The sequence below is a fragment of the Agrobacterium vitis genome (genome assembly GCF_014926405.1).
Taxonomy (GTDB): domain Bacteria; phylum Pseudomonadota; class Alphaproteobacteria; order Rhizobiales; family Rhizobiaceae; genus Allorhizobium; species Allorhizobium vitis_H.
In genome coordinates this window covers 1,260,363-1,279,618 of record NZ_JACXXJ020000005.1, presented here as the reverse complement: position 1 = coordinate 1,279,618, position 19,256 = coordinate 1,260,363, and the positions used below count along the sequence as shown (strand labels likewise).

Genomic DNA, 19,256 nt, shown 5'->3' with positions numbered 1-19,256 from the left:
CGTCACCTTTTACTGACAGGGTTCAACCAGCCATCGTAAATGTCCTCAACCGGTCCGGCAATGTCGCTATGGTCGGGCAATCGACATTGGCGAAGGCAAGCCGTAGATAACCCTCCTGCCCCGACCCGAAAAATCCGCCGGGAACCGCCAGAATGCCCGCTCGCCGCGCCATTTGTTCGGCGACATCGATGGATGCGGCCTGCCCGAACGGATGGCGGGCAAAGGCGAAATAAGCGCCGATCGATGCCAAATGCCATTGCGGCAGAAGGTCGAAGGCCTGGCGCAGCGCCACGGTGCGCCGGGCGATCTCGGCGGCGTTGTCCGCCCGCCAGCCATCCAGAACCGGCAGCGCCTTGGCTAGCGCGATCTGGGCAGCGCGCGGCGCGCAGATCTGCAAATTGTCCATGATCTTGGCGATTTGCTCCACCACAGGTCCGCCAGCGCAAATTGCCGCCAGACGGTGACCGGGGATGGCGAAGGATTTCGAAAAACTGTAAATCTGGATCAGACCCTCCGCCCAATCCGGCTGCGAAAACAGCTCATGCGGCCTGCCGAAACCAGGATCGAGAAAATCGCGGTAGGTTTCATCGACAATCAGCCAGACGCCATGGGCGCGGCAGAGCCGGTAAAGATCGGCGAGCAATTCCTTCGGATAGACCGCGCCGGTCGGATTGTTGGGCGTTACCAGCGCCAGCGCCTTGATGCCGCTTTTCACCACCTGTTCAGCCCGGTCAAGATCCGGCAGAAAACCGTTGCCGCTGTCGCAGGGCAAGGCGACCGTTTCGATGCCCAGCATGGTGAGCGTCGTATCATGGTTGAAATAGAAGGGATCGGTCAGCGCGATCCGCTCACCTGCTCCCGCCAGCGCCATGGCAGCACAGATGAAAGCCTGGTTTGCACCAGCGGTAATATGGATCTGCTCCGGCGTAAAATCTGCATCGTAAAGATCGGAAAGATGCGTGCAATAAGCCTTCCTGAGCACCAGTTCCCCTTCTATTGCCCCATAGCCGCAGGCTTCGGCAGACCCCGCCGCTTGTGCGAGCCAGGCCAGCAGATCGGTATGCGGTGGATGGCCCGGTGCGGCCTGCGACAGATCGATCAACGGTCCCGCTGCTGCGTCATAAGCCCGACCCCAACCGAAAACCGAGGGAATAGGCGGCGTCGCAAGCCGGGCGACACGCGGATTGAAGGAGGCAAGAGACATGGGCAGATCCATATTGGCGGGAGGAACACCAAATATATAGGCTTTCCCGACAGGCTGGCGCAATCACTGAGCCACTAAAGCGCCGTGCGCCCTATATGGCGCACAAAGGTTCGCTGTAGCTCTCTATATTTGCTGGATATTTTTCCAAAGCAGCCCCCGAAAATCGCCATCTGCTCGACATATCAAGCTGATAGCACCATTTCCGGATTCGTTTTATGAACCGTCCGTTCCTTTCGCGGATGTCCCTCGTGCCGTACGAGTCCTCAAAGACCCGCTTTTTTCAGGGGATTTTTTGTGTGCAGTGCAATGCGGGATAACCAAACAGTTAGAATGCTCTGCTATCATTGTCGTCATTGGCATAGGCAATTGCGTTGAGAGACAAGCCAGGCAGCGGCCAAGGCAGGCCGGTAGCAAACAGGAAGAACGGATATGTACCAGTATGATCTCGTGGTAATCGGCAGCGGCCCCGCAGGACGCCGGGCTGCCATTCAGGCCGCCAAGCTTTCCAAGAAGGTTCTGGTCATCGAGCGCGGCGGTCATGTCGGCGGGGTCTCCGTCCATACCGGCACAATCCCTTCCAAAACGCTGCGTGAAACGGCTCTCAACCTGACCGGCTGGCGTGAGCGCGGGTTTTATGGTCGCTCCTACCGCGTCAAGCAGGAAATCAGCGCCGATGACCTTCGCCGCCGGTTGCTGATCACCCTCGACCATGAAGTCGATGTGCTGGAACATCAGTTTTCCCGCAACCGGGTGCAGCAATTGCGCGGTCACGCCATCTTCCTTGATTCTCACACGCTTGAGGTCACCAAGGAAGACGGCGAAGTGCAGCGGGTCAGCGCCAATGCAATCCTGCTGGCAGTCGGCACCCGCCCGCACCGGCCTGCCCATATCGCCTTCGATGGCGTCAGCATTCTCGACAGCGATGATATCGTTCATATCAAGGACGTGCCGCGTTCCATGGTGGTGATCGGCGCGGGCGTTATCGGCATCGAATATGCGACGATCTTCAGCGCTCTGGATACCCAAGTGACGGTGGTCGAGCCGCGCGACAGCATGCTGGATTTTATCGACAAGGAAATCGTCGAGGACTTTTCCTACCAGCTCCGTGACCGCAACATGAAGCTGATCTTCGGACAATCGGCAGAAAAGGTCGAAAAGGAAGATGGAAAATGTCGGGTGACGCTGAAGAATGGCCGGGTGCTGAATTCCGAAATGGTGCTGTTTGCCGCAGGCCGCGTCGGCGCCACCGATACGCTGAACCTTGCAGCCTGCGGGCTGGAAGCTGATAACCGTGGCCGGTTGAAGGTCAATCCGGAGACGTTCCAGACCGATGTCCCCAATATCTATGCGGCCGGAGACGTCGTTGGTTTTCCGAGTCTGGCCTCCACATCGATGGAACAGGGCCGTATTGCCGCCCGCCATGCCGTTGGCGCCCCTTCCGGCGAACCGCCGCAATATTTCCCCTATGGGATTTATGCCGTGCCAGAGATCTCCACCTGTGGGCTGACGGAGGAAGAGGTCAAGCAACGTGCCATTCCCTATGAATGTGGCATTGCCCATTTCCGCGAGACCTCGCGTGGCCATATCATGGGCCTCGATAGCGGCATGTTGAAAATGATCTTCTCGCTGAAAACCCGCCGCCTGCTCGGCGTTCATATCGTTGGCGAAGGCGCAACCGAACTGGTCCATATCGGCCAGGCCGTGCTGAACCTGAAAGGAACAGTGGAATATTTCGTCGAAAACACCTTCAATTACCCGACGCTGGCAGAGGCCTATAAAATCGCCGGACTGGACGCCTGGAACCGGATGGGAGAACTGAAGGTCGAAAAAACCGTGAAAAATGCGGCGCAATAGGCTCGAAAACCTGGCATTCGCCCGAGCTAAACCGCTGCGCACTTTTGCGGGAATCGCCTAGAAAACCAGGCTGGCGCCATCAGCGGGAATGTAGAGCCTTGCTCTCACCTCTGGCGCTTGCCTCTGTGCGGCGGCGGCAAGATCGGCGCGACTGACGGTGGCGTGGTCGACGGCGTCGAGATGAGTGGCGATGACCATGGCTCGGGGCGCAAGGTGCAAGACCTCCATCACCATGGCGGCATCCATTACCAGCGGTCCACAGCCGTTCCATTCCGCACCGCAGGCGTGAACGACAATCACATCCGGGCGGTGATCAACAAGCACCTGCCGCACCGCATCGCACAGGATGGTGTCGCCAGCCCAGTAAAGCACTGGTTCAGCGGCGGCCCGCAGCAGGAAGCCACTGACGTCTCCCATATCCGCCAGAACCTCAGGCGGCCCATGCTGGCCATCCGTCGTTTCTAGACGCACTTCGCCAAGCTGTGTGGCACTTTCAATCCCGATCACCCGTGAGAAGCCCATGGCACGGATCGCCGCCACATCGCGTGGGTGGCAGAATAATGAGATGTCAGGTGGCAATAGCTGTTTGGCAACATCGTCGAAATGATCGGAGTGAAGATGCGAAACCAGCACCGCGTCAATGCCGTGAATCACCTGCTCGACCGGGATTGGCAGATCGACCAGTGGCGAGGTCAAGGCCCCGCGATAACTTCGGCCCTGCCCCTTTGCCGCCAGCCAAGGGTCAATCAGCAGCGTTAGCCCGGCCATCTTTAACCGCAGCGTGGCACTGCGGATCAATTCTATCTCCATGCCGCTCTCCAACACCCACGGATTTTTCTACAGCCTTCTATCAAAGACAATTGATTCTCTGGAGGCACCGCCCCTGTCCCATCAAGCCCCACCCTACCTTTCAGACAGCGCTCATCAGCATAAAAAAACCGCCCCGAAGGGCGGTTTTATCATTATCGAAGTCGTAGAAGGGTCGCTTATTCAGCATCGCCTTCGTCAGCAGCCTTCTTCTTGGCGGCAGCCTTCTTCTTTGGAGCGGATTCTTCGCCTTCAGCGGAAGCGTCCTCAGCCTTGACAGCCTTCTTCTTGGCCGACTTCTTGGCAGGCTTGGTGTCGTCGCCGTCTTCGTCTTCAGCCAGCAGTTCTTCCTTGGTCACAGTCTTATCCGTAACATTGACCTCGGAGATCAGCTTGTCCATGACCTTTTCTTCAAAGATCGGAGCACGCAGCGATGCAGAAGCGCCGGGCGTGTTACGGAAGAAGTCGATGATCTGCTTTTCCTGGCCCGGGAACTGCTGCAACTGAGCGTAAAGCGCACGCTGCATTTCTTCCTCGGTCACATCGATAGCAGCCTTTTCACCGATTTCGGAGAGAACCAGGCCGAGACGAACGCGACGTTCAGCCAGGGCGCGGTATTCTTCGCGGGCTGCATCTTCCGTTGTCTCTTCATCTTCGAAAGTCTTGCCGGACTGTTGCAGATCGGTGTTGATCTGGCGCCAGATATTGTCGAATTCGGCATCAACCAGACGCGAAGGCGCTTCGAACTTGTACATCTCGTCCAACTGATCAAGGATCTGACGCTTGATCTTCTGGCGGGTCACATTGCCGTACTGGCTTTCGATCTGGCCGCGAACGATTTCCTTCAGCTTATCGACCGATTCCAGGCCGAGCTTGGTGGCCAGCTCGTCATTGATCTCGGTTTCAGCCGGAGCCGCAACTTCCTTGACGGTGATGTCAAAGGTGGCGTCCTTGCCAGCAAGATTTGCAGCCGGATATTCGGTCGGGAAGGTCACGTTGATGACCTTTTCGTCGCCAGCCTTCAGGCCGACCAGCTGCTCTTCAAAGCCGGGGATGAAGCGGTTGGAGCCGATGACCAGCTCTGCATCTTCGTCCTTGCCACCGTCGAAGGGAACGCCGTCGACCTTGCCAAGGTAATCCATGGTGACGCGGTCGCCATCTGCAGCAACACCGTCCTTGGTGGCGAAGGTCCGCGCGCTTTCGGCGATCTTCATGATCTGCTCGTTGACTTCGTCTTCCGACACTTCAACGACTTCGCGGACGATCTTGATGCCGTCGACCGGCTTCAATTCGATAGCCGGAATGACTTCATAGGCAAGCGTGAATTCGAAATCGGCCTGCGCATTGAGGATCTTGTCGGCTTCTGCCTCGTCCTCGGTCATCGCCACTTCCGGCTGGGTCGCGGACTTTTCACCACGTTCAGACAGGATAGCGGACGGACGATCACGGACGATTTCGTTGACCAGTTCGGCCATGACCGACTTGCCATACATCTTCTTCAGGTGACCCGCCGGTACCTTGCCCGGACGGAAACCGTTGATGCGAACCTTGTCCTTGACGTCAGCAAGGCGCTCATTCATCTGCGCTTCCATGTCAGCGGCCGGAATGATGACCTTGAGTTCGCGCTTCAGCCCTTCAGCGAGCGTTTCGATAACCTGCATGTTCTAACCTTCGTGTCGTGGCAGCCATGCTCGGACAGCCATGTGTTTCGTTGGCGTCCGTGCCCGGACTGCCGGTTCTTATCGTCTCGGCTGCGAGGCAGCCGGTGGTTCTCCACAGTGCCGTGCGTTTGATAAAACGCACAAGGGACGCTGTAACACTTTAAATTCGCTGCATAATTCCTTGAACCTATACCGGTTCAAGGAATTATGCAGCCAGCACGCCCTCCGCTGATCCAGAGGCGGCTGTGTGGCAAACATTTAGCATTTTGCCAGGCAAAGCAGCTCCACAAGCCACGCGTGCAGGCCTCATCACACAGACCCTAACATACAAACAATGGGCCGGAATGCACGCATTCCCGCCCTCTGCCTTGCTGCCTTACGTTCTGGTGCGGGTAGAGAGACTTGAACTCCCACGCCTTGCGGCACCAGAACCTAAATCTGGCGTGTCTACCAATTTCACCATACCCGCGATCCATCAGAACGTCATGCACTTTGCATGACCCCGCCGGAGCGCGGTCTCTATAACACCCGTTTTTCAACACGCAAAGGAAAAATGACAGTGACATGTCCTCACCGTGAAATCACATCCCGACAGGCATGTGTCAAAAATCCGGTTCCCGATAAACCGGCTGGCCCGCGACGAACAATTGCCGGATCTGCGCCCGTCCCGCATGAGACACCCGTATGGCGATTGAAACCGCACCTTGATTACGCTGTGCCTCAATATCGCGGCCCTCGCCTTCAGGGACATAGAATCGCTCGATCCCGTAATGCACGGTCAAACTGTCTCCGGGCGCCAGAGGCGATGGAAAGGACAGCGGCTCGCTTAACAGCACGACGCTTCCCGGCTTTGCCGACAGATCGGCGACCGACGCCTCTTCGACCGAGGCAAAGCCATCGGCCTGCGGCACGACACGAACATGCAGACGCACATCCTGTCGGCTTGATGGCCGAGGACCGATGATCTTTTCTTCAGGAATGCGGGAAATCGGATAATTCAGCACGACAAAATCGCCGCGCAGCAGATCGCGCGGGTCGACCGCCTCGGTCCGCAGCAGGACCTCCTGGCCGTTGCGCAAAATATTGGCCCGCTCGCCAATCTGGTAGCCGATTGCCGCCGTTTGCAGCGCAGCCAGAAGAATCGCCGCGGAAACCATACGAAAAATATGATTGCGCTGCATCATGACCGCTCCCGTCCTTCAACCACCATCGGACGCTTGCGCGTGCCCAGCAGCTTTTCCATCTGGCTGACGCCGAGGGCCAGCAAAGCGACAATCACACCGGCAATCAGGAAAAAGCCCGATGTCCCCAACAGAGAATCAATTGTTGTAAAGGACAGATAGAGGATCTCGCCTGCGAAAATCAGATAGGCCAGCGCCCGCACCACACCATCATGACGCCCACGAAGCACAAGGGCCGCAATGGAAATTCCAACCGCAGTGACAGCCACCAGCGCCAGTGGCAAACCGTGATCAAACTCAATATTGAGGACGAAAAGACCCATTGCCGCCAGCAGCAAGGCATGAAAACCGGCAATCTGCACGGACATATACCGTGCGAGCAGCGGCAAAGCTGACGCTGCGAATGCGGCAACCCCTAAAGCCACATAGGCCATGGCAAGACCTGGCTGCATGATCTGCGCATAGATCCAGGCAAGCCAGCCAAGAATCAGCAGGCCGGATATATGCTGAACCCGGATGTTTCCGGTGAAAAGTGCCAAGCCTGTAACGAGCACAGCCAAAAGGGGCGGTGTCCAAACTGCCTCCAGCGTCCAGGAGAAATCAAATTGGTCAAGGGTTGCAGCCGCCAACCCCAGCGCCAGAACACCAACGAAAGCCGCCATCGCACCGGAGCGAAACAATAGGCAGGACAGGCTTGCCATACCGATCCACAGATAAAGCAGATCGAGAAGGTCGCCCGACAGGTGATACAGCTGCCCAACCAGCGACAGTGCTGCGCCGAAACTGGCTGCTCCCAGCACCAGAAGGGCATGACCCGACGCCTGCCGCCTTTGAGCGAGGCAGAAGGCCGCACCGCCGTGAAAGCCCCAGATCAGCAGAATCAGGCCAGACACCTTCACCAGGCGCGGAATGGCCTGCCAATTGGCCGCCACAAGCAGCAGGATGGCGGCAGAGACCAGCACTGCCGACAGCATGAGCAACACGCCGCCGATATTGAAATTGCCCGCCCGGGCATCATGATCCTCGATCATCGCCGCGGCGGCCTGTTTGCTGATCAGGCCCATGCCGGTCCAGCGATCAAGATCTTTCTTCAGTTTCACCCGATACATCATAGCTCCGTCCGTCGCGGCAGTCCTCTATATAGGCGCCTTTTCAACAATGTCGAAAACCCGATTTCAGCGTCGCAGCAGCGAGAACTATCAGGTTGGCATGGGTATTCAGCCAGCGATAATCACCACATGCACAAAATGCATAGCTCACATGACAATATCGCACTGCACAAAAACCATAAAAACGATTAGATAAATACCAACAGCAGACGGGAACATGAGTGTTTACGGATGCAGGCAGCGCAAGCTGCAATTCAGTTTCGGTGCAGCATACTCCTCCTCCCAATGCGCGCCGAACGGGCTGACAACCCTCCTCCTCCCAGTTGTCGCCCATTTCAAATGACGCCCGCCGGATCTCCTCCCCCGGTGGGCGTTATTGTTTTCAGCCTCTTCTCCTCCACCGTTCATGAACGACTGAAACCGCTCACACTCAGATTTTCAGCAGCGGGACCATTGTGAGCCGAATTTGCTCGAGAAATAGACAGTTCTTAACAAATCATTGAGACGCCATGCAATCACAGCATAGGTGCTCCGCTGGAATGGCACTTCATAAGTTATGCCGCAGCGCATATATTCTCCTCAACACATGAAGGGCTGGCCGATTTGCCAGCGAACGCTGAAAAGAGGCAAGACCATGAACATCACTCGCTCGCTGAACAACTGGCGCAAATATCGTCAGACCATTACTGAACTGGGCCGCATGTCGGACCGCGAATTGCACGACCTCGGCATTGGCCGCGACGACATCCGTCGCGTTGCCCGCCACGCCGTCAAGGCTGGCTGATCTACCGGTCAAGTGATCGCTTGAATTTACATTTAAAGCGTCGAACATTCCCTTCAGGGTGTTCGGCGCTTTATTGTTTTATAATGCTGAGAGACATGATCTTCCGTCGCGAGGAAAACCTGGATCGGTAAGCACAAGAACGACCGTGCAGCAAAAAGCGGCTTTCTTCCCCAGCCGTAACGCGGGTTGGTGGCGAATTTAGACCGGCAGCAGAGGTCGATGCGGAGCGCCGGGTTGCTCGACACGGATACTATCACCCGGATGCACAACGCCACCTTCAATGACAACTGCCATGACGCCTGCCTTGCGGATCAAGCTACCGTACGAGGTTCGGTCCAGCACCGCCTGCATCAAGCCCGGCTGAAAATTATTGATCTGTTTGCAGGGATTGCGAAGACCCGTCACCTCGACCACCGCACCTGAGCTAAAATGCAGGCGGGTTCCTTGCGGCAGCGCAAGAAGATCGACTCCAACTGTGGTGATGTTCTCGCCAAGATCTCCCGGCTGCACCGAAAAACCCTTATCTCCAAGTTCTCTCAGTAGTTCCGCGTGAATAAGATGAACCTGACGCAGGTTCGGCTGGCTGGGATCGGCGGCAACCCGGGAGCGATGCTGGACCGTGACGCCGAGATGAGCGTCGCCTTCCACACCCAATCCCGCGAGAAGCACGATCTCATCTCGCCCCTGCTTACTGAACAGGTGATCTTTGGAAAGGCTGACTGCCTCAACCCTCATCATGTCAATTGCGCTCCCGCCTCAGCTTTGCCCACCAGTCCAGCCGCTTGCGGATATCGCGCTCGAAACCACGTTCCGGCGGATCGTAAAACGTCTGGCGGCCCATTTTTTCTGGAAAGTAGTCCTGCCCGGAAAAAGCATCCGGCTCGTCGTGGTCATAGCGATAGCCGTCCCCATAGCCCTCGCCCTTCATCAGCTTGGTTGGGGCGTTGAGAATGTGCTTTGGCGGCAGCAGCGAGCCATTTTCCTTGGCGGCGCGCATAGCGGACTTATAGGCGGTATAAACGGCGTTGGATTTCGGCGCGGTGGCGAGATAGACGCAGGCCTGCGCCAGCGCCAACTCCCCCTCTGGCGAGCCGAGATAATCATAGGCATCCTTGGCGGCGTTACAGATCACCAGCGCCTGAGGATCGGCGAGACCGATATCTTCCACCGCCATTCGGACCAGCCTGCGACCAAGATAAAGCGGGTCTTCGCCTGCATCGAACATCCGGCAAAGATAATAGAGCGCCGCATCCGGGTCTGAACCGCGCACCGATTTATGCAGCGCCGAGATCAGATTATAGTGGCCGTCCTGCCCCTTGTCATAGACTGGCGCGCGCCGCTGCACGATCCGTGTCAGCCCCTCGGTATCGAAGACCTCTCCCTGCCGCGCTGCCCGCCAGACTTCCTCGGCCAGCGTCAGGGCCGCCCGGCCATCGCCATCCGCCATGCGCATCAAGCTGATACGGGCGGCCTCGTCCAGCGGCAGGGGCTTTTCCTCAGTCGCTTCGGCCCGTTTTAGTAGCGTCTCAATACTCTCTTCGTCATGCGGCTTGAAGGTCAGCACGCGGGCGCGAGACAAAAGCGCGGCATTCAGCTCGAAAGACGGATTTTCCGTGGTGGCGCCCACCAGAATAACCGTGCCATCCTCCATGACCGGCAGGAAGCTATCCTGCTGCGCGCGGTTGAAGCGATGGATTTCATCGACAAATAGCAATGTCTGGCGGCCAGACATCCGCCGGGCGCGAGCCCCCTCAAACACCCGTTTCAGATCCGCCACGCCGGAAAAAATCGCCGAAATCTGCTCGAAGGCCAGATCTGCCTCCCCCGATAGCAGCCGGGCTACAGTAGTTTTGCCGGTGCCGGGCGGCCCCCAGAAGATCATAGAACCCAACGAGCCGGACGCAATCATCCGGGCCAGAACACCGTCTGGCCCGGTCAGATGATCCTGCCCCGTCACATCGGAGAGCGTTTTCGGCCTTAGCCGATCCGCCAGCGGCCTGCGGGCCGCCATGTCCTCATCCAGTTTCGGGGCAAACAGATCGCTCATCGAAACATCTGCCGCAGCCGCTGGCCATTGCGATCGATCTCAATCCGCCAATAGGCAGGCGAGCCAGCTGCGATCTTCACCATATCCCGCGACGAGGTAACCTCGGTGCCATTGATGGAGACGATGATGTCACCGGGCTGGAAGCCAAGCCGCTGCGCAACCGAACCATCAGCGACAGCGGTAATCGCCACGCCACTTGTCTGCGTGTTCAGTTTCAGCTCATAGGCAAGACGTGGCGACAGATTGCCGACCGTTGCACCTTCAAACGGACTGTTGTCCTTGATCACCTGTTCGTCGCGCGGACGGGTCTCCGGCGCACCGGCCAGCGTCAAGGTAATGTCCTTGGGCTTGCCATTGTCAATCACGTTCAACGTCACCGACTTACCAAGGCCTGTTGTCGTCAGGCGGTAGTTTAGGGCATCGGGATGCTCAACAATCACCCCATCCACCGCCGTAATCACCTGCCCGGCCTTGATGCCAGCTTTATCGGCCGGGCCGCCTTCCACCGTCTTCGTCACCAGCGCACCTAAAACCTGTTTCAGACCAAGTGCGTCAGCGACATCTGACGTGACCGGCTCGAATGTGGCGCCAACGTAAGGCCGCTCGAACGATGATGCACCCTTGTCAGCCGCCTCCAGGAACACTTTGACCAGATTGGCGGGAATGGCGAAACCAACGCCGTTCGAGCCGCCGCCCTTGGAAAAGATCGCGGTATTCAAGCCGATCAACTCGCCATTCATATTCATCAGCGCGCCCCCGGAATTGCCGGGATTGATCGACGCATCGGTCTGGATGAAGAAGCCGAAATCGCCTTCCGATACCTGGTTGCGCGCCAGGCCGGAGACAATGCCGCTGGTTACCGTCTGGCCAACACCAAAGGGATTGCCGATTGCCAGCACAAGATCGCCGACCTCGATCTTATCCGAATCGGCGATTTTCAGCGTCGGCAAGCTTTCCTTGGCGTCGATTTTCAAGACAGCCAGATCCAGCCGCTCATCCTTCAAAACAACTTTCACCGGATATTCCCGGCCATCGGACAGCGCCACCTTGATATCGTCTGCCCCTGCGATGACGTGAAAATTGGTCATCACCGTGCCGTTCGCCTCAACAATCACCCCGGAGCCCAGCGAGGTCTGGCGTTCCGTGCGGTTGGGAAACCGCTGGCCAAAAAATTGCTGGAAGAATGGATCGCCGGCAAAAGGATTGACGCGGCTCTGGACGATCCGCTCGGCATAGACATTTACGACAGCCCCATGGGTCTGCTTGACCAGAGGGGCAAAGGACATCTGCATATCCGCCCGGCTTTGGGGCAGGCTTTTCGCGTCCTGCGCCAGTACCGGCGAACCGGCCAGACATGCAAGGACGATGACAGCGGGAGACATCGATTTCAGGCCACGCATACGGGTTTCCTTTTCATTCTCCCAAAACTTGACGGCCAAGTCTTATGGGAGGTTTTCGCAAAGCAAAATAGGCTCTTGGGTGAAAATTGTGGCAAAGCATCGTCATTTCAAGCGCCGACGGTTCGGCGCAACGACAATAATGAAAACCAAGACGCACCGGCCCACCACCCAGGGGAACATTTGCTGGTGAAGTGCATTCTTGATAGCCTTGACGGCGAAAAGCCTGCCGCGTCGAATGACGGGAAAGCCATGACCATGAAAACCGCGTCTGCCACCACCTCGATTTTGTTTCTCAGCACCCTGGTGATTGCAGGCATGATGCCGCGCCACGGCGATGCCGCGAGCTTCGATTGTACCAAAACCGATCTGAAGGCTGACGAAAAAGCGATTTGCGACAATCGCGATCTGAACGATCTCGACGTGAAGATGGTCACCACTTTCGAGCTGATTTCCGGCCTGCTGCCAATGGGCAATCGCGGCGAATTGCAGGACCAGCAGACGGTTTGGCTGAAAACCCGCCAGTCCTGCAATGCCGACAACGACTGCATTACCAAGGCCTATGATGCTCGGTTGAAGGCATTGAAGAGCGTTTACGACAAGATTGAACGTCCGCTTTAAGTTTCTTTGCGCGTTGGCAAGAACCGGGTGGCTTCGCTCCACCGTCCAGGCAAGAGTTTGGCGCATTCACGTCAAACAGGAGCCGGACAATGCAGACCATCCGCTTTACCCCCATGCCCTCCACCCTTGCCGAAGCCTACCGGAGCGGTGCGCCGGATGCCTATGGATGCGTGCCGGAGCGCCGCACCTCGCCTGGTGGCAGCTATCAATGCCGCCATTGCCTGGCGCCGATTGCCGAAGGTGCGCCTTATCTAACCCTGGCCTATCGGCCCTTCCCGCATCTACAGCCCTATGCCGAGACCGGACCGATCTTTCTTCATGCCGAGGAATGCGCGGCTTACGATGAAGGCGATACTTTGCCGCCAATCTTCGAAAGCCCCGATTATATCGTGCGTGGCTATGGCGATGACGACCGTATCGTCTATGGCACCGGCGCCGTTACCGAGACATCGCGGATAGCGGCGCGCGCGCAAGAGCTTCTCCAGGACGAAAAAATCGCCTATGTGCATGTCCGGTCCGCTCGCAACAACTGCTTTCAATGCAGGATCGAGCGGACCCCGGTGGGCGAAGATCTGCCGGAGGGATTGGAAACCGCCTAGAGTTAGTCCGGGAAAACCTGACAGGCCCTAAGCACTGCAAGGAGACATGTCTTGAAAATTGGCGTCATCAATACCGGCGGCACGATCAGCTGCGTCGGCAATCCACTGGCTCCGATGACCAGCACGCAATTCAAGGCAGCCTGCCAGTCCCATCTCGACCCGATTCTCAAGCAGAAGTTTGCCGATCTGGTGCTGGACTATGTGACCGACCTCGCCTTTCCTGAAAGCGAAAGCGGCATGTTGGACAGCACCAATCTGCAACCCTCCGACTGGTGCTTGATTGCTCGCCATATCCTGGAGCGCTACGACACGGTGGACGGCTGGATCGTATTGCATGGCACGGATACCATGGATTACAGCGGCACAGCCCTGGCCATGCTGCTCTCGCGCTTCAGTGCCGATGGCACTGTGCTGGCGCAGCTCAGCAAGCCGGTGATCCTCACCGGCTCACAAGTGCCGCTGTTTCATTCCCCCACGCCGGGGGTGATTTCCGGCATGACGTTCAATAGTGACGCCTTTCAAAATGTCTGTGGTGCGGTAGCAGCCGCCCAGACTGGCCTTGCAGGTGTCAGTGTGTTTTTCGATAGCCAGTTGATGCGCGGCTCGCGGGTGGTGAAAGCCGATGCCAGCCAGTTTCGCGGCTTTTCCAGCCCAAATTTTCCGGTCATCGGCCAATATGGCATCACCCTCGACCTTCATGCCGACCTTACCCCGCCGCCGCCTGTGTCCTCCGCCGTCAGTCTGGATGACGAAGCCGCACGGGCAGAAACTCTGACCCAGTTGCATGCCATCACGTCCAACATAAACAAGGCCCCGGTCATCACGCTCGGGGCCTTTCCCGCCTGGTACGATGCCGCCCAAGGAAAGGCGCTGCTGGCCGATATGATCCGCGCCTGCGTGGCCCAGGGCATTGGCGGATTGGTGCTGCAAGCCTATGGCGCCGGCAATTTTCCAAGCGGAAATGCCCGGCAGCCGGACCAGGGCGCTATCTACAAGGCCTTGGAGGAGGCCAACCGGGCTGGCGTGGTAATTGTTGATAATACCCAGGTTCTGCAAGGTGCTGTGGACTATAATACCTATGCCGCAGGGGCCTGGCTGCCCGCCATAGGCGCATTGAACCCCGTGGATATGACCGTCATGGCCTCCCTCGCCAAGCTGACCGTGCTGCTCGCCGCCCGACACGGGAACGGCTGGTCACTGGACGATGTCAAATATCTGATGCAGATCCCGCTGGTTGGCGAGATGGCCGATATTGCCCGGCTGGACAGCCGCAGCAACGCAGTGCTACTTCCCGGCCAATCGCTGACCACATTCACTGGCAGCACCAGTCTGGTGAATGACCCGGCGCTCGGCCCGCAACTGCGAGACAGCTCCGGCAAGACGCTTTGGTCGATGCTGGGCGAAAATGAAAAAGCCGCCCTGCCCGGCCGGTTGCAGATTCGCGACGATGGAAATCTGGTTTTCTATAGCCGAAACAATCAGCCTCTGTGGCAAAGCCAGACCGGTGGGGCAGAAGGCGCCTCTTCACAATTGCGTCTTGGACAGCCAGACGAAAACACGGTGTGTTTGAGCATTTATGATTACAACCACCGCCAAACGCTCTGGAGCAAGATTTTTTTGCTTCCATCCGACAGGTATCAAGACTCGAAGATGTGAACCACAGCGTCGCAGAAAAACAGTCGTTCGTCTGACGTGGCGGGCGGCTTTGAGCCGCTTGATGTAAGCGGGAATTTTAACGAGATTTTTTACAGTATTTACAATGATCGCCGTTAAAATCGAAAGGAACCTAGAAAAAAGACTTTCACATGCAAAACAACTTTAAAATGGACATTCGCACAGCCCCCCGAAGCCGCTGCCGCATGGATAGTGCCGTGCGCTATATGCGCCAGGTTGCCGATTGCCGGATCATCGATATTTCCCGCTCAGGCTTGGCACTTGAACTCTACACTGCCTTCCACGCAGCAGCTGGCAGCACCGTCCTCATCGAAAATGAGGAAATTGGTCTGCTGGAGGGAATGGTCCGCTGGAACCGGGGTGGACGTCTGGGCATTCAGTTTCGCCAGAACAGCAATTCCATTGCGAAGGTCGCCGCTTACTTTCGCAACTTCCACCAGGAAGTGCGCCCGGTCCTGAAACGATAGACCCGATCGCTCCCCCACAGCTTTGATCGCTCGAGCTAAATGTCACCGGCCAATTTCTGGCGCGCACGGTATTTCAGATTAGCATCATCAACCTGTCATGATATGAAGGCAACTGGTTTGCGATGCTCACGCATCGACGAAGACATTTGCCAGGAGCCTTCCCATGTCGCCACTCGCACACTTGCGCCCCACCGACCTGCACCCTATTACGCGCCGCTCGCTGTTGGGAGGTTTTGCCGCTGCCAGCGCCCTTGTCGTGCTTCATCCGTTTGCCGCCCGGGCAGCAGCCAATCAGGCGCATTTACGGTTGATGGAAACCACCGACATCCATGTCAACCTGATGCCCTACGATTATTATGCCGACAAGCCCAATGACACGATGGGCCTGACGCGCACAGCGACGTTGATCGACGAGATCCGGGCCGAAGCTGGCAACTCCATGTTGATCGACAATGGCGATTTGCTGCAAGGCAGCCCGATGGGCGACTACATGGCCTATAAGAAAGGCATCAAGGCCGGCGACCAGCATCCGGTGATGAAGGCGATGAACACGCTGGGCTATGATTGCGGCACGCTTGGAAATCATGAATTCAATTACGGCCTCGACTTCATGTTCAACACGCTGGCGGCGGCGAAATATCCTATTGTCTGCGCCAACCTGACCAAGGGCCAGCTCGCCTCCGATCCGAAAAACGACGCGCTATTCTTCAAGCCCTTCACCATCATCGAAAAGACCATCAAGGATGGCGCGGGCACCGAGAGCGTCATCAAGGTTGGCTTTATCGGGTTCGTTCCGCCGCAGATTATGCTCTGGGATGCCAAGAACCTGGAAGGCAAGGCCCAGACCCGTGACATCGTTGAGGCGGCGCGCGCCTGGGTGCCTGTCATGAAGGAGCAAGGTGCCGATATCGTTATCGCGCTATCGCATTCCGGTATCGATGGCAGCGGCCAGACGGAGAGAATGGAAAATGCTTCGCTCTACCTGGCGACAGTTGACGGCATTGATGCGATTTTCACAGGCCATCAACATTTGGTCTTTCCCGGCCCCAAGACCTGGGATGGCGTCCAGGGCGCTGATCCGCTGAAGGGAACATTGATGGGTAAGCCCGCGGTTATGGCTGGCTTCTGGGGCTCTCATATGGGCCTGATCGACTTCATGCTGGAAAAAGATGGCAATCGCTGGAAAATCGTCGATTTCACCGCTGAGGCGCGGCCGATCTATCACCGCGATGACGCCAAGAAAATCATTGCCGATGTCAGGGACAATCAGGACGTTGTGGCGGCCGTAAAGGACGAACATGAGGCAACTTTGGCCTATGTGCGCACCCCGGTCGGCAAGACCTCCGCACCGCTTTACTCCTATTTTGCGCTGGTGGCCGACGACCCCTCGGTGCAGATCGTGTCCAATGCCCAGACCTGGTATATCAAGGACATGCTGAAGGAGACGAAGTACAAGGATTATCCTGTCTTGTCAGCCGCAGCTCCGTTCAAGGCTGGCGGCCGCGGTGGCGCCGATTATTATACCGATGTTCCCGCAGGCGATATCGCCATCAAGAATGTCTCGGACCTCTACCTCTATCCAAATACCGTGCAGGCGGTGCTGATAACAGGCGCGCAAGTCAAGAACTGGCTGGAGATGTCGGCTGGGATGTTCAACCAGATCAAGCCTGGATCAAAAGACGCAGCCCTGCTCAATCTCGACTTCCCATCCTACAATTACGATGTGATCGATGGCGTCACCTATGAGATCGATCTGTCGCAACCTGCGAAATATGACAAGGACGGCAAAGCGATCAATCCGGATGCAAACCGGATCAAAAACCTGAGCTTTAACGGCAAGCCGATCGATCCCGCCCAGCAATTTGTGGTCGTCACCAACAATTACCGCGCTGGCGGCGGCGGAAAATTCCCTGACATCGCCTCAGACAAGGTGATTTTCGTCGGCCCGGATACCAATCGCGATGTCATCGTCCGCTATATCGTCGCGCAGGGCACCATCAACCCTGCTGCGGACGGCAATTGGCGCTTTGCCGCGATCCCCGACACGACCGCCAGCTTCCAGACAGGCCCCAAGGGCCGGGCGTTTGCCGCTGAGGTCAAGGGCGCGAAGATCGAGGATGCCGGTGACGGCGCGGACGGTTTTGCCAATTACCGGCTGATTCTGTAAAACAAGGATCCAGCTAAAATGCAAAACGCCCGGACCAAATCCGGGCGTTTTGCATGAAAAATTACCCCTAAAACCCTTAAGCGCTGCGATCCTTGGCGCCATCGGCAAACAGCGAAGGTCCGTTCTGGTCAATAATCTGGCGGGCCTTGCGGAAGGTGCAATCCAGCGCATCTTCCTTGGATGTAAACATGTCGGCGCGAATGAAGCTGCGGGTCAGCGTTTCGCCATTGACGTCCTTTTCGATCCGCCCGGCCAAACGCAACTGGCTACCTTCCTTGATCGGCTCGGCATAGATCCGGCAATCGCCATGCAATTGCGGCTCGACGGAAACGGACTGCTTCGTCTCATCTGATGCTGAAGAACCCGAAAACGCCGAAAAGATCTTCGAAAGAAAGGATGCCATTGCAACTGCCCTCTGCCTGCCAACAAATATCATGGCGCAGGGACACTCACGCATCCCGGCCAAGACCAATGTCGTTTGTCGGCAAGCATGATCATAAAATCAAGCGATTTTGCTCAGAACCGGCGATAAAACGCTCATATCAGGCAACTGCATCCTCAGCAGGCATGGATTTCACTGCGGTTTCATTGGTCATCACACGACGGTTACGCAGGAAAAACTGGAAACTGGTTGGCGCCCGCATCAGATAACCGGGATAGGCAGCAACCAGCCGCATCAGAACCTTGAAATCCGGCAGGTAGCCTTTGGCCAGGCCACGCAACAAGGCATAGGTATAGGCACCTTCATAGAGTTTTTGGCGGAACAGAACAGTCTCCGGATCGGCAAGCAAGATAACCGGCGTATCCTTGAGGTAATTATATTGAAGCGCCAGACAACCCTGAATCGCCACGGATTTCGGGCTATCCCAGGACACGTTGGACCAGTAGAGATTAACGCCTTCCAGGCAGCTGACATTGATCTTCGGATCGATCACCGTGTCGTTGAACAGGCAAAGCTCGATCCAGAAAACATGATCCTCACCGGCACTGCGCAGCGCGCCATTGAAACGCAAACCGGCATTTTTCTTGAAGCGGTAAACGACGGTCGATGTCTGCGGGGGGCACTCGCGGATCATCACTTCCGCAAGTCGGCCCTTGCGGAAGGCATGGTAATTGTCACCGCAGATCAAGTCTTCATCGGAAGCAAGCGCGCGGCGCGTACCAGGAAGACTAATGAAATAGTCGGCATAATACTTGCCACGAACATGGTTGCAGAAGAAGAAATCGCCAAAGACAAGCCCGTCCAGGGCACGCTGAATGTGATCGTTGTGCCAGACGTCGTCGGAATCGAGAAAGGCTACATAGTTGACGGGATCGGCTTCAAGATAATCCAGCGCCATATTGCGCGCTTCGCCTGGTCCACCATTGTCTTTTTCAAGCAGAACGATGCGCAGATTGGGACCGGCTTCGAAATCAGCAAGTTCCTCTTTGGCGGAAATTGGCGAGCTATCGTCAACGATAACAACGCTTATCTCAACGTCACTGTCTAACTTCTGCGATTTAATCGATTCCAGAGCCCGGGATAAAATTCCCTTCTCTTTCTGGAAAAAGGGAATCACGACAGCAACCGATACACTCATCATACACCTCACGTTGCTTCAACGACACCCTTTGCCACGCATGGTTTTCAAGCCATGTGCAGCCAAGATCTGTTCGGACACCATCACTGGTGCCGCAGCGTTCA

Annotated in this window: 17 protein-coding genes and 1 tRNA gene; 7 read left to right on the top strand and 11 right to left on the bottom strand. The window is 56.9% G+C overall.

Annotated elements, in window-relative coordinates; all coding sequences use genetic code 11:
- Positions 1-22: 22 nt before the first annotated feature.
- Positions 23-1,204: an aminotransferase gene (locus tag IEI95_RS17095; RefSeq protein WP_194416813.1), complete on the bottom strand. Its 1,182-nt coding sequence runs from the start codon at positions 1,202-1,204 to the stop codon at positions 23-25.
- A 429-nt stretch (positions 1,205-1,633) separates the two neighbouring features.
- Here IEI95_RS17095 and sthA point away from each other — a divergent pair, with 429 nt between their 5' ends.
- Positions 1,634-3,058: a Si-specific NAD(P)(+) transhydrogenase gene (sthA, locus tag IEI95_RS17090; protein WP_194416812.1), complete on the top strand. Its 1,425-nt coding sequence runs from the start codon at positions 1,634-1,636 to the stop codon at positions 3,056-3,058.
- Between the two features lie 57 nt (positions 3,059-3,115).
- Here sthA and IEI95_RS17085 read toward each other — a convergent pair whose 3' ends face one another.
- The 5 genes from IEI95_RS17085 to IEI95_RS17065 all read right to left on the bottom strand — a co-directional run bounded on the left by IEI95_RS17085 (position 3,116) and on the right by IEI95_RS17065 (position 7,807).
- Positions 3,116-3,868 (bottom strand): MBL fold metallo-hydrolase, encoded by a 753-nt coding sequence (locus IEI95_RS17085; protein ID WP_156536159.1) that lies wholly within the window; start codon positions 3,866-3,868, stop codon positions 3,116-3,118.
- A gap of 176 nt (positions 3,869-4,044) precedes the next feature.
- Positions 4,045-5,526 (bottom strand): trigger factor, encoded by a 1,482-nt coding sequence (tig, locus tag IEI95_RS17080; RefSeq protein WP_194416811.1) that lies wholly within the window; start codon positions 5,524-5,526, stop codon positions 4,045-4,047.
- A gap of 384 nt (positions 5,527-5,910) precedes the next feature.
- A tRNA-Leu gene (locus IEI95_RS17075) sits at positions 5,911-5,995 on the bottom strand.
- 133 nt (positions 5,996-6,128) lie between these two features.
- Positions 6,129-6,710 carry a GDYXXLXY domain-containing protein gene (locus IEI95_RS17070; RefSeq protein ID WP_156536157.1) on the bottom strand — a complete coding sequence of 194 codons (582 nt, stop codon included), beginning with the start codon at positions 6,708-6,710 and terminating at the stop codon, positions 6,129-6,131.
- The gene (locus IEI95_RS17065) at positions 6,707-7,807 is read right to left on the bottom strand and encodes a DUF2157 domain-containing protein (protein ID WP_194416810.1); all 1,101 of its coding nucleotides are present in this window, start codon (positions 7,805-7,807) and stop codon (positions 6,707-6,709) included. Before IEI95_RS17065 ends, IEI95_RS17070 begins: the two co-directional genes overlap by 4 nt.
- A 643-nt stretch (positions 7,808-8,450) precedes the next feature.
- Here IEI95_RS17065 and IEI95_RS17060 point away from each other — a divergent pair.
- On the top strand, positions 8,451-8,600 hold the full coding sequence (locus IEI95_RS17060) for a DUF1127 domain-containing protein (RefSeq protein WP_015916194.1): 150 nt from the start codon (positions 8,451-8,453) through the stop codon (positions 8,598-8,600).
- Positions 8,601-8,798: 198 nt separating this feature from the next.
- Here the strand turns inward: IEI95_RS17060 and IEI95_RS17055 are convergent, their stop codons facing one another.
- The 3 genes from IEI95_RS17055 to IEI95_RS17045 are packed head-to-tail and all read right to left on the bottom strand — an operon-like array spanning position 8,799 to position 12,047.
- A complete protein-coding gene (locus IEI95_RS17055) occupies positions 8,799-9,338 on the bottom strand; it encodes an MOSC domain-containing protein (RefSeq protein WP_156536155.1) in 540 nt (179 codons plus the stop codon).
- A gap of 1 nt (position 9,339) precedes the next feature.
- A complete protein-coding gene (locus IEI95_RS17050) occupies positions 9,340-10,647 on the bottom strand; it encodes a replication-associated recombination protein A (protein WP_156536154.1) in 1,308 nt (435 codons plus the stop codon).
- The gene (locus IEI95_RS17045; protein WP_015916197.1) at positions 10,644-12,047 is read right to left on the bottom strand and encodes a DegQ family serine endoprotease; all 1,404 of its coding nucleotides are present in this window, start codon (positions 12,045-12,047) and stop codon (positions 10,644-10,646) included. Before IEI95_RS17045 ends, IEI95_RS17050 begins: the two co-directional genes overlap by 4 nt.
- Before the next feature lie 255 nt (positions 12,048-12,302).
- Between IEI95_RS17045 and IEI95_RS17040 the strand changes: the two genes are divergently transcribed.
- From IEI95_RS17040 to IEI95_RS17020, 5 genes are all read left to right on the top strand, one after another.
- Complete coding sequence (locus IEI95_RS17040) at positions 12,303-12,665, top strand: lysozyme inhibitor LprI family protein (RefSeq protein ID WP_041696660.1); 363 nt, start codon at positions 12,303-12,305, stop codon at positions 12,663-12,665.
- An 89-nt stretch (positions 12,666-12,754) separates the two neighbouring features.
- Complete coding sequence (locus IEI95_RS17035; RefSeq protein ID WP_156536153.1) at positions 12,755-13,264, top strand: DUF1203 domain-containing protein; 510 nt, start codon at positions 12,755-12,757, stop codon at positions 13,262-13,264.
- A gap of 51 nt (positions 13,265-13,315) precedes the next feature.
- Positions 13,316-14,920 carry an asparaginase domain-containing protein gene (locus IEI95_RS17030; protein ID WP_156536152.1) on the top strand — a complete coding sequence of 535 codons (1,605 nt, stop codon included), beginning with the start codon at positions 13,316-13,318 and terminating at the stop codon, positions 14,918-14,920.
- Between the two features lie 149 nt (positions 14,921-15,069).
- Entirely contained in the window at positions 15,070-15,405 is a 336-nt protein-coding gene (locus IEI95_RS17025; RefSeq protein ID WP_156536151.1) for a PilZ domain-containing protein, read from the top strand.
- A 163-nt stretch (positions 15,406-15,568) separates the two neighbouring features.
- The gene (locus tag IEI95_RS17020; RefSeq protein ID WP_156536150.1) at positions 15,569-17,572 is read left to right on the top strand and encodes a bifunctional 2',3'-cyclic-nucleotide 2'-phosphodiesterase/3'-nucleotidase; all 2,004 of its coding nucleotides are present in this window, start codon (positions 15,569-15,571) and stop codon (positions 17,570-17,572) included.
- Positions 17,573-17,648: 76 nt separating this feature from the next.
- Here the strand turns inward: IEI95_RS17020 and IEI95_RS17015 are convergent, their stop codons facing one another.
- Positions 17,649-17,975, bottom strand: a complete 327-nt coding sequence (locus tag IEI95_RS17015; protein WP_015916203.1) for an HlyU family transcriptional regulator — start codon at positions 17,973-17,975, stop codon at positions 17,649-17,651.
- A gap of 139 nt (positions 17,976-18,114) precedes the next feature.
- Positions 18,115-19,152, bottom strand: coding sequence for a glycosyltransferase family A protein (locus tag IEI95_RS17010; RefSeq protein WP_194416809.1), 1,038 nt, complete (start codon positions 19,150-19,152; stop codon positions 18,115-18,117).
- Positions 19,153-19,256 lie beyond the last annotated feature (104 nt).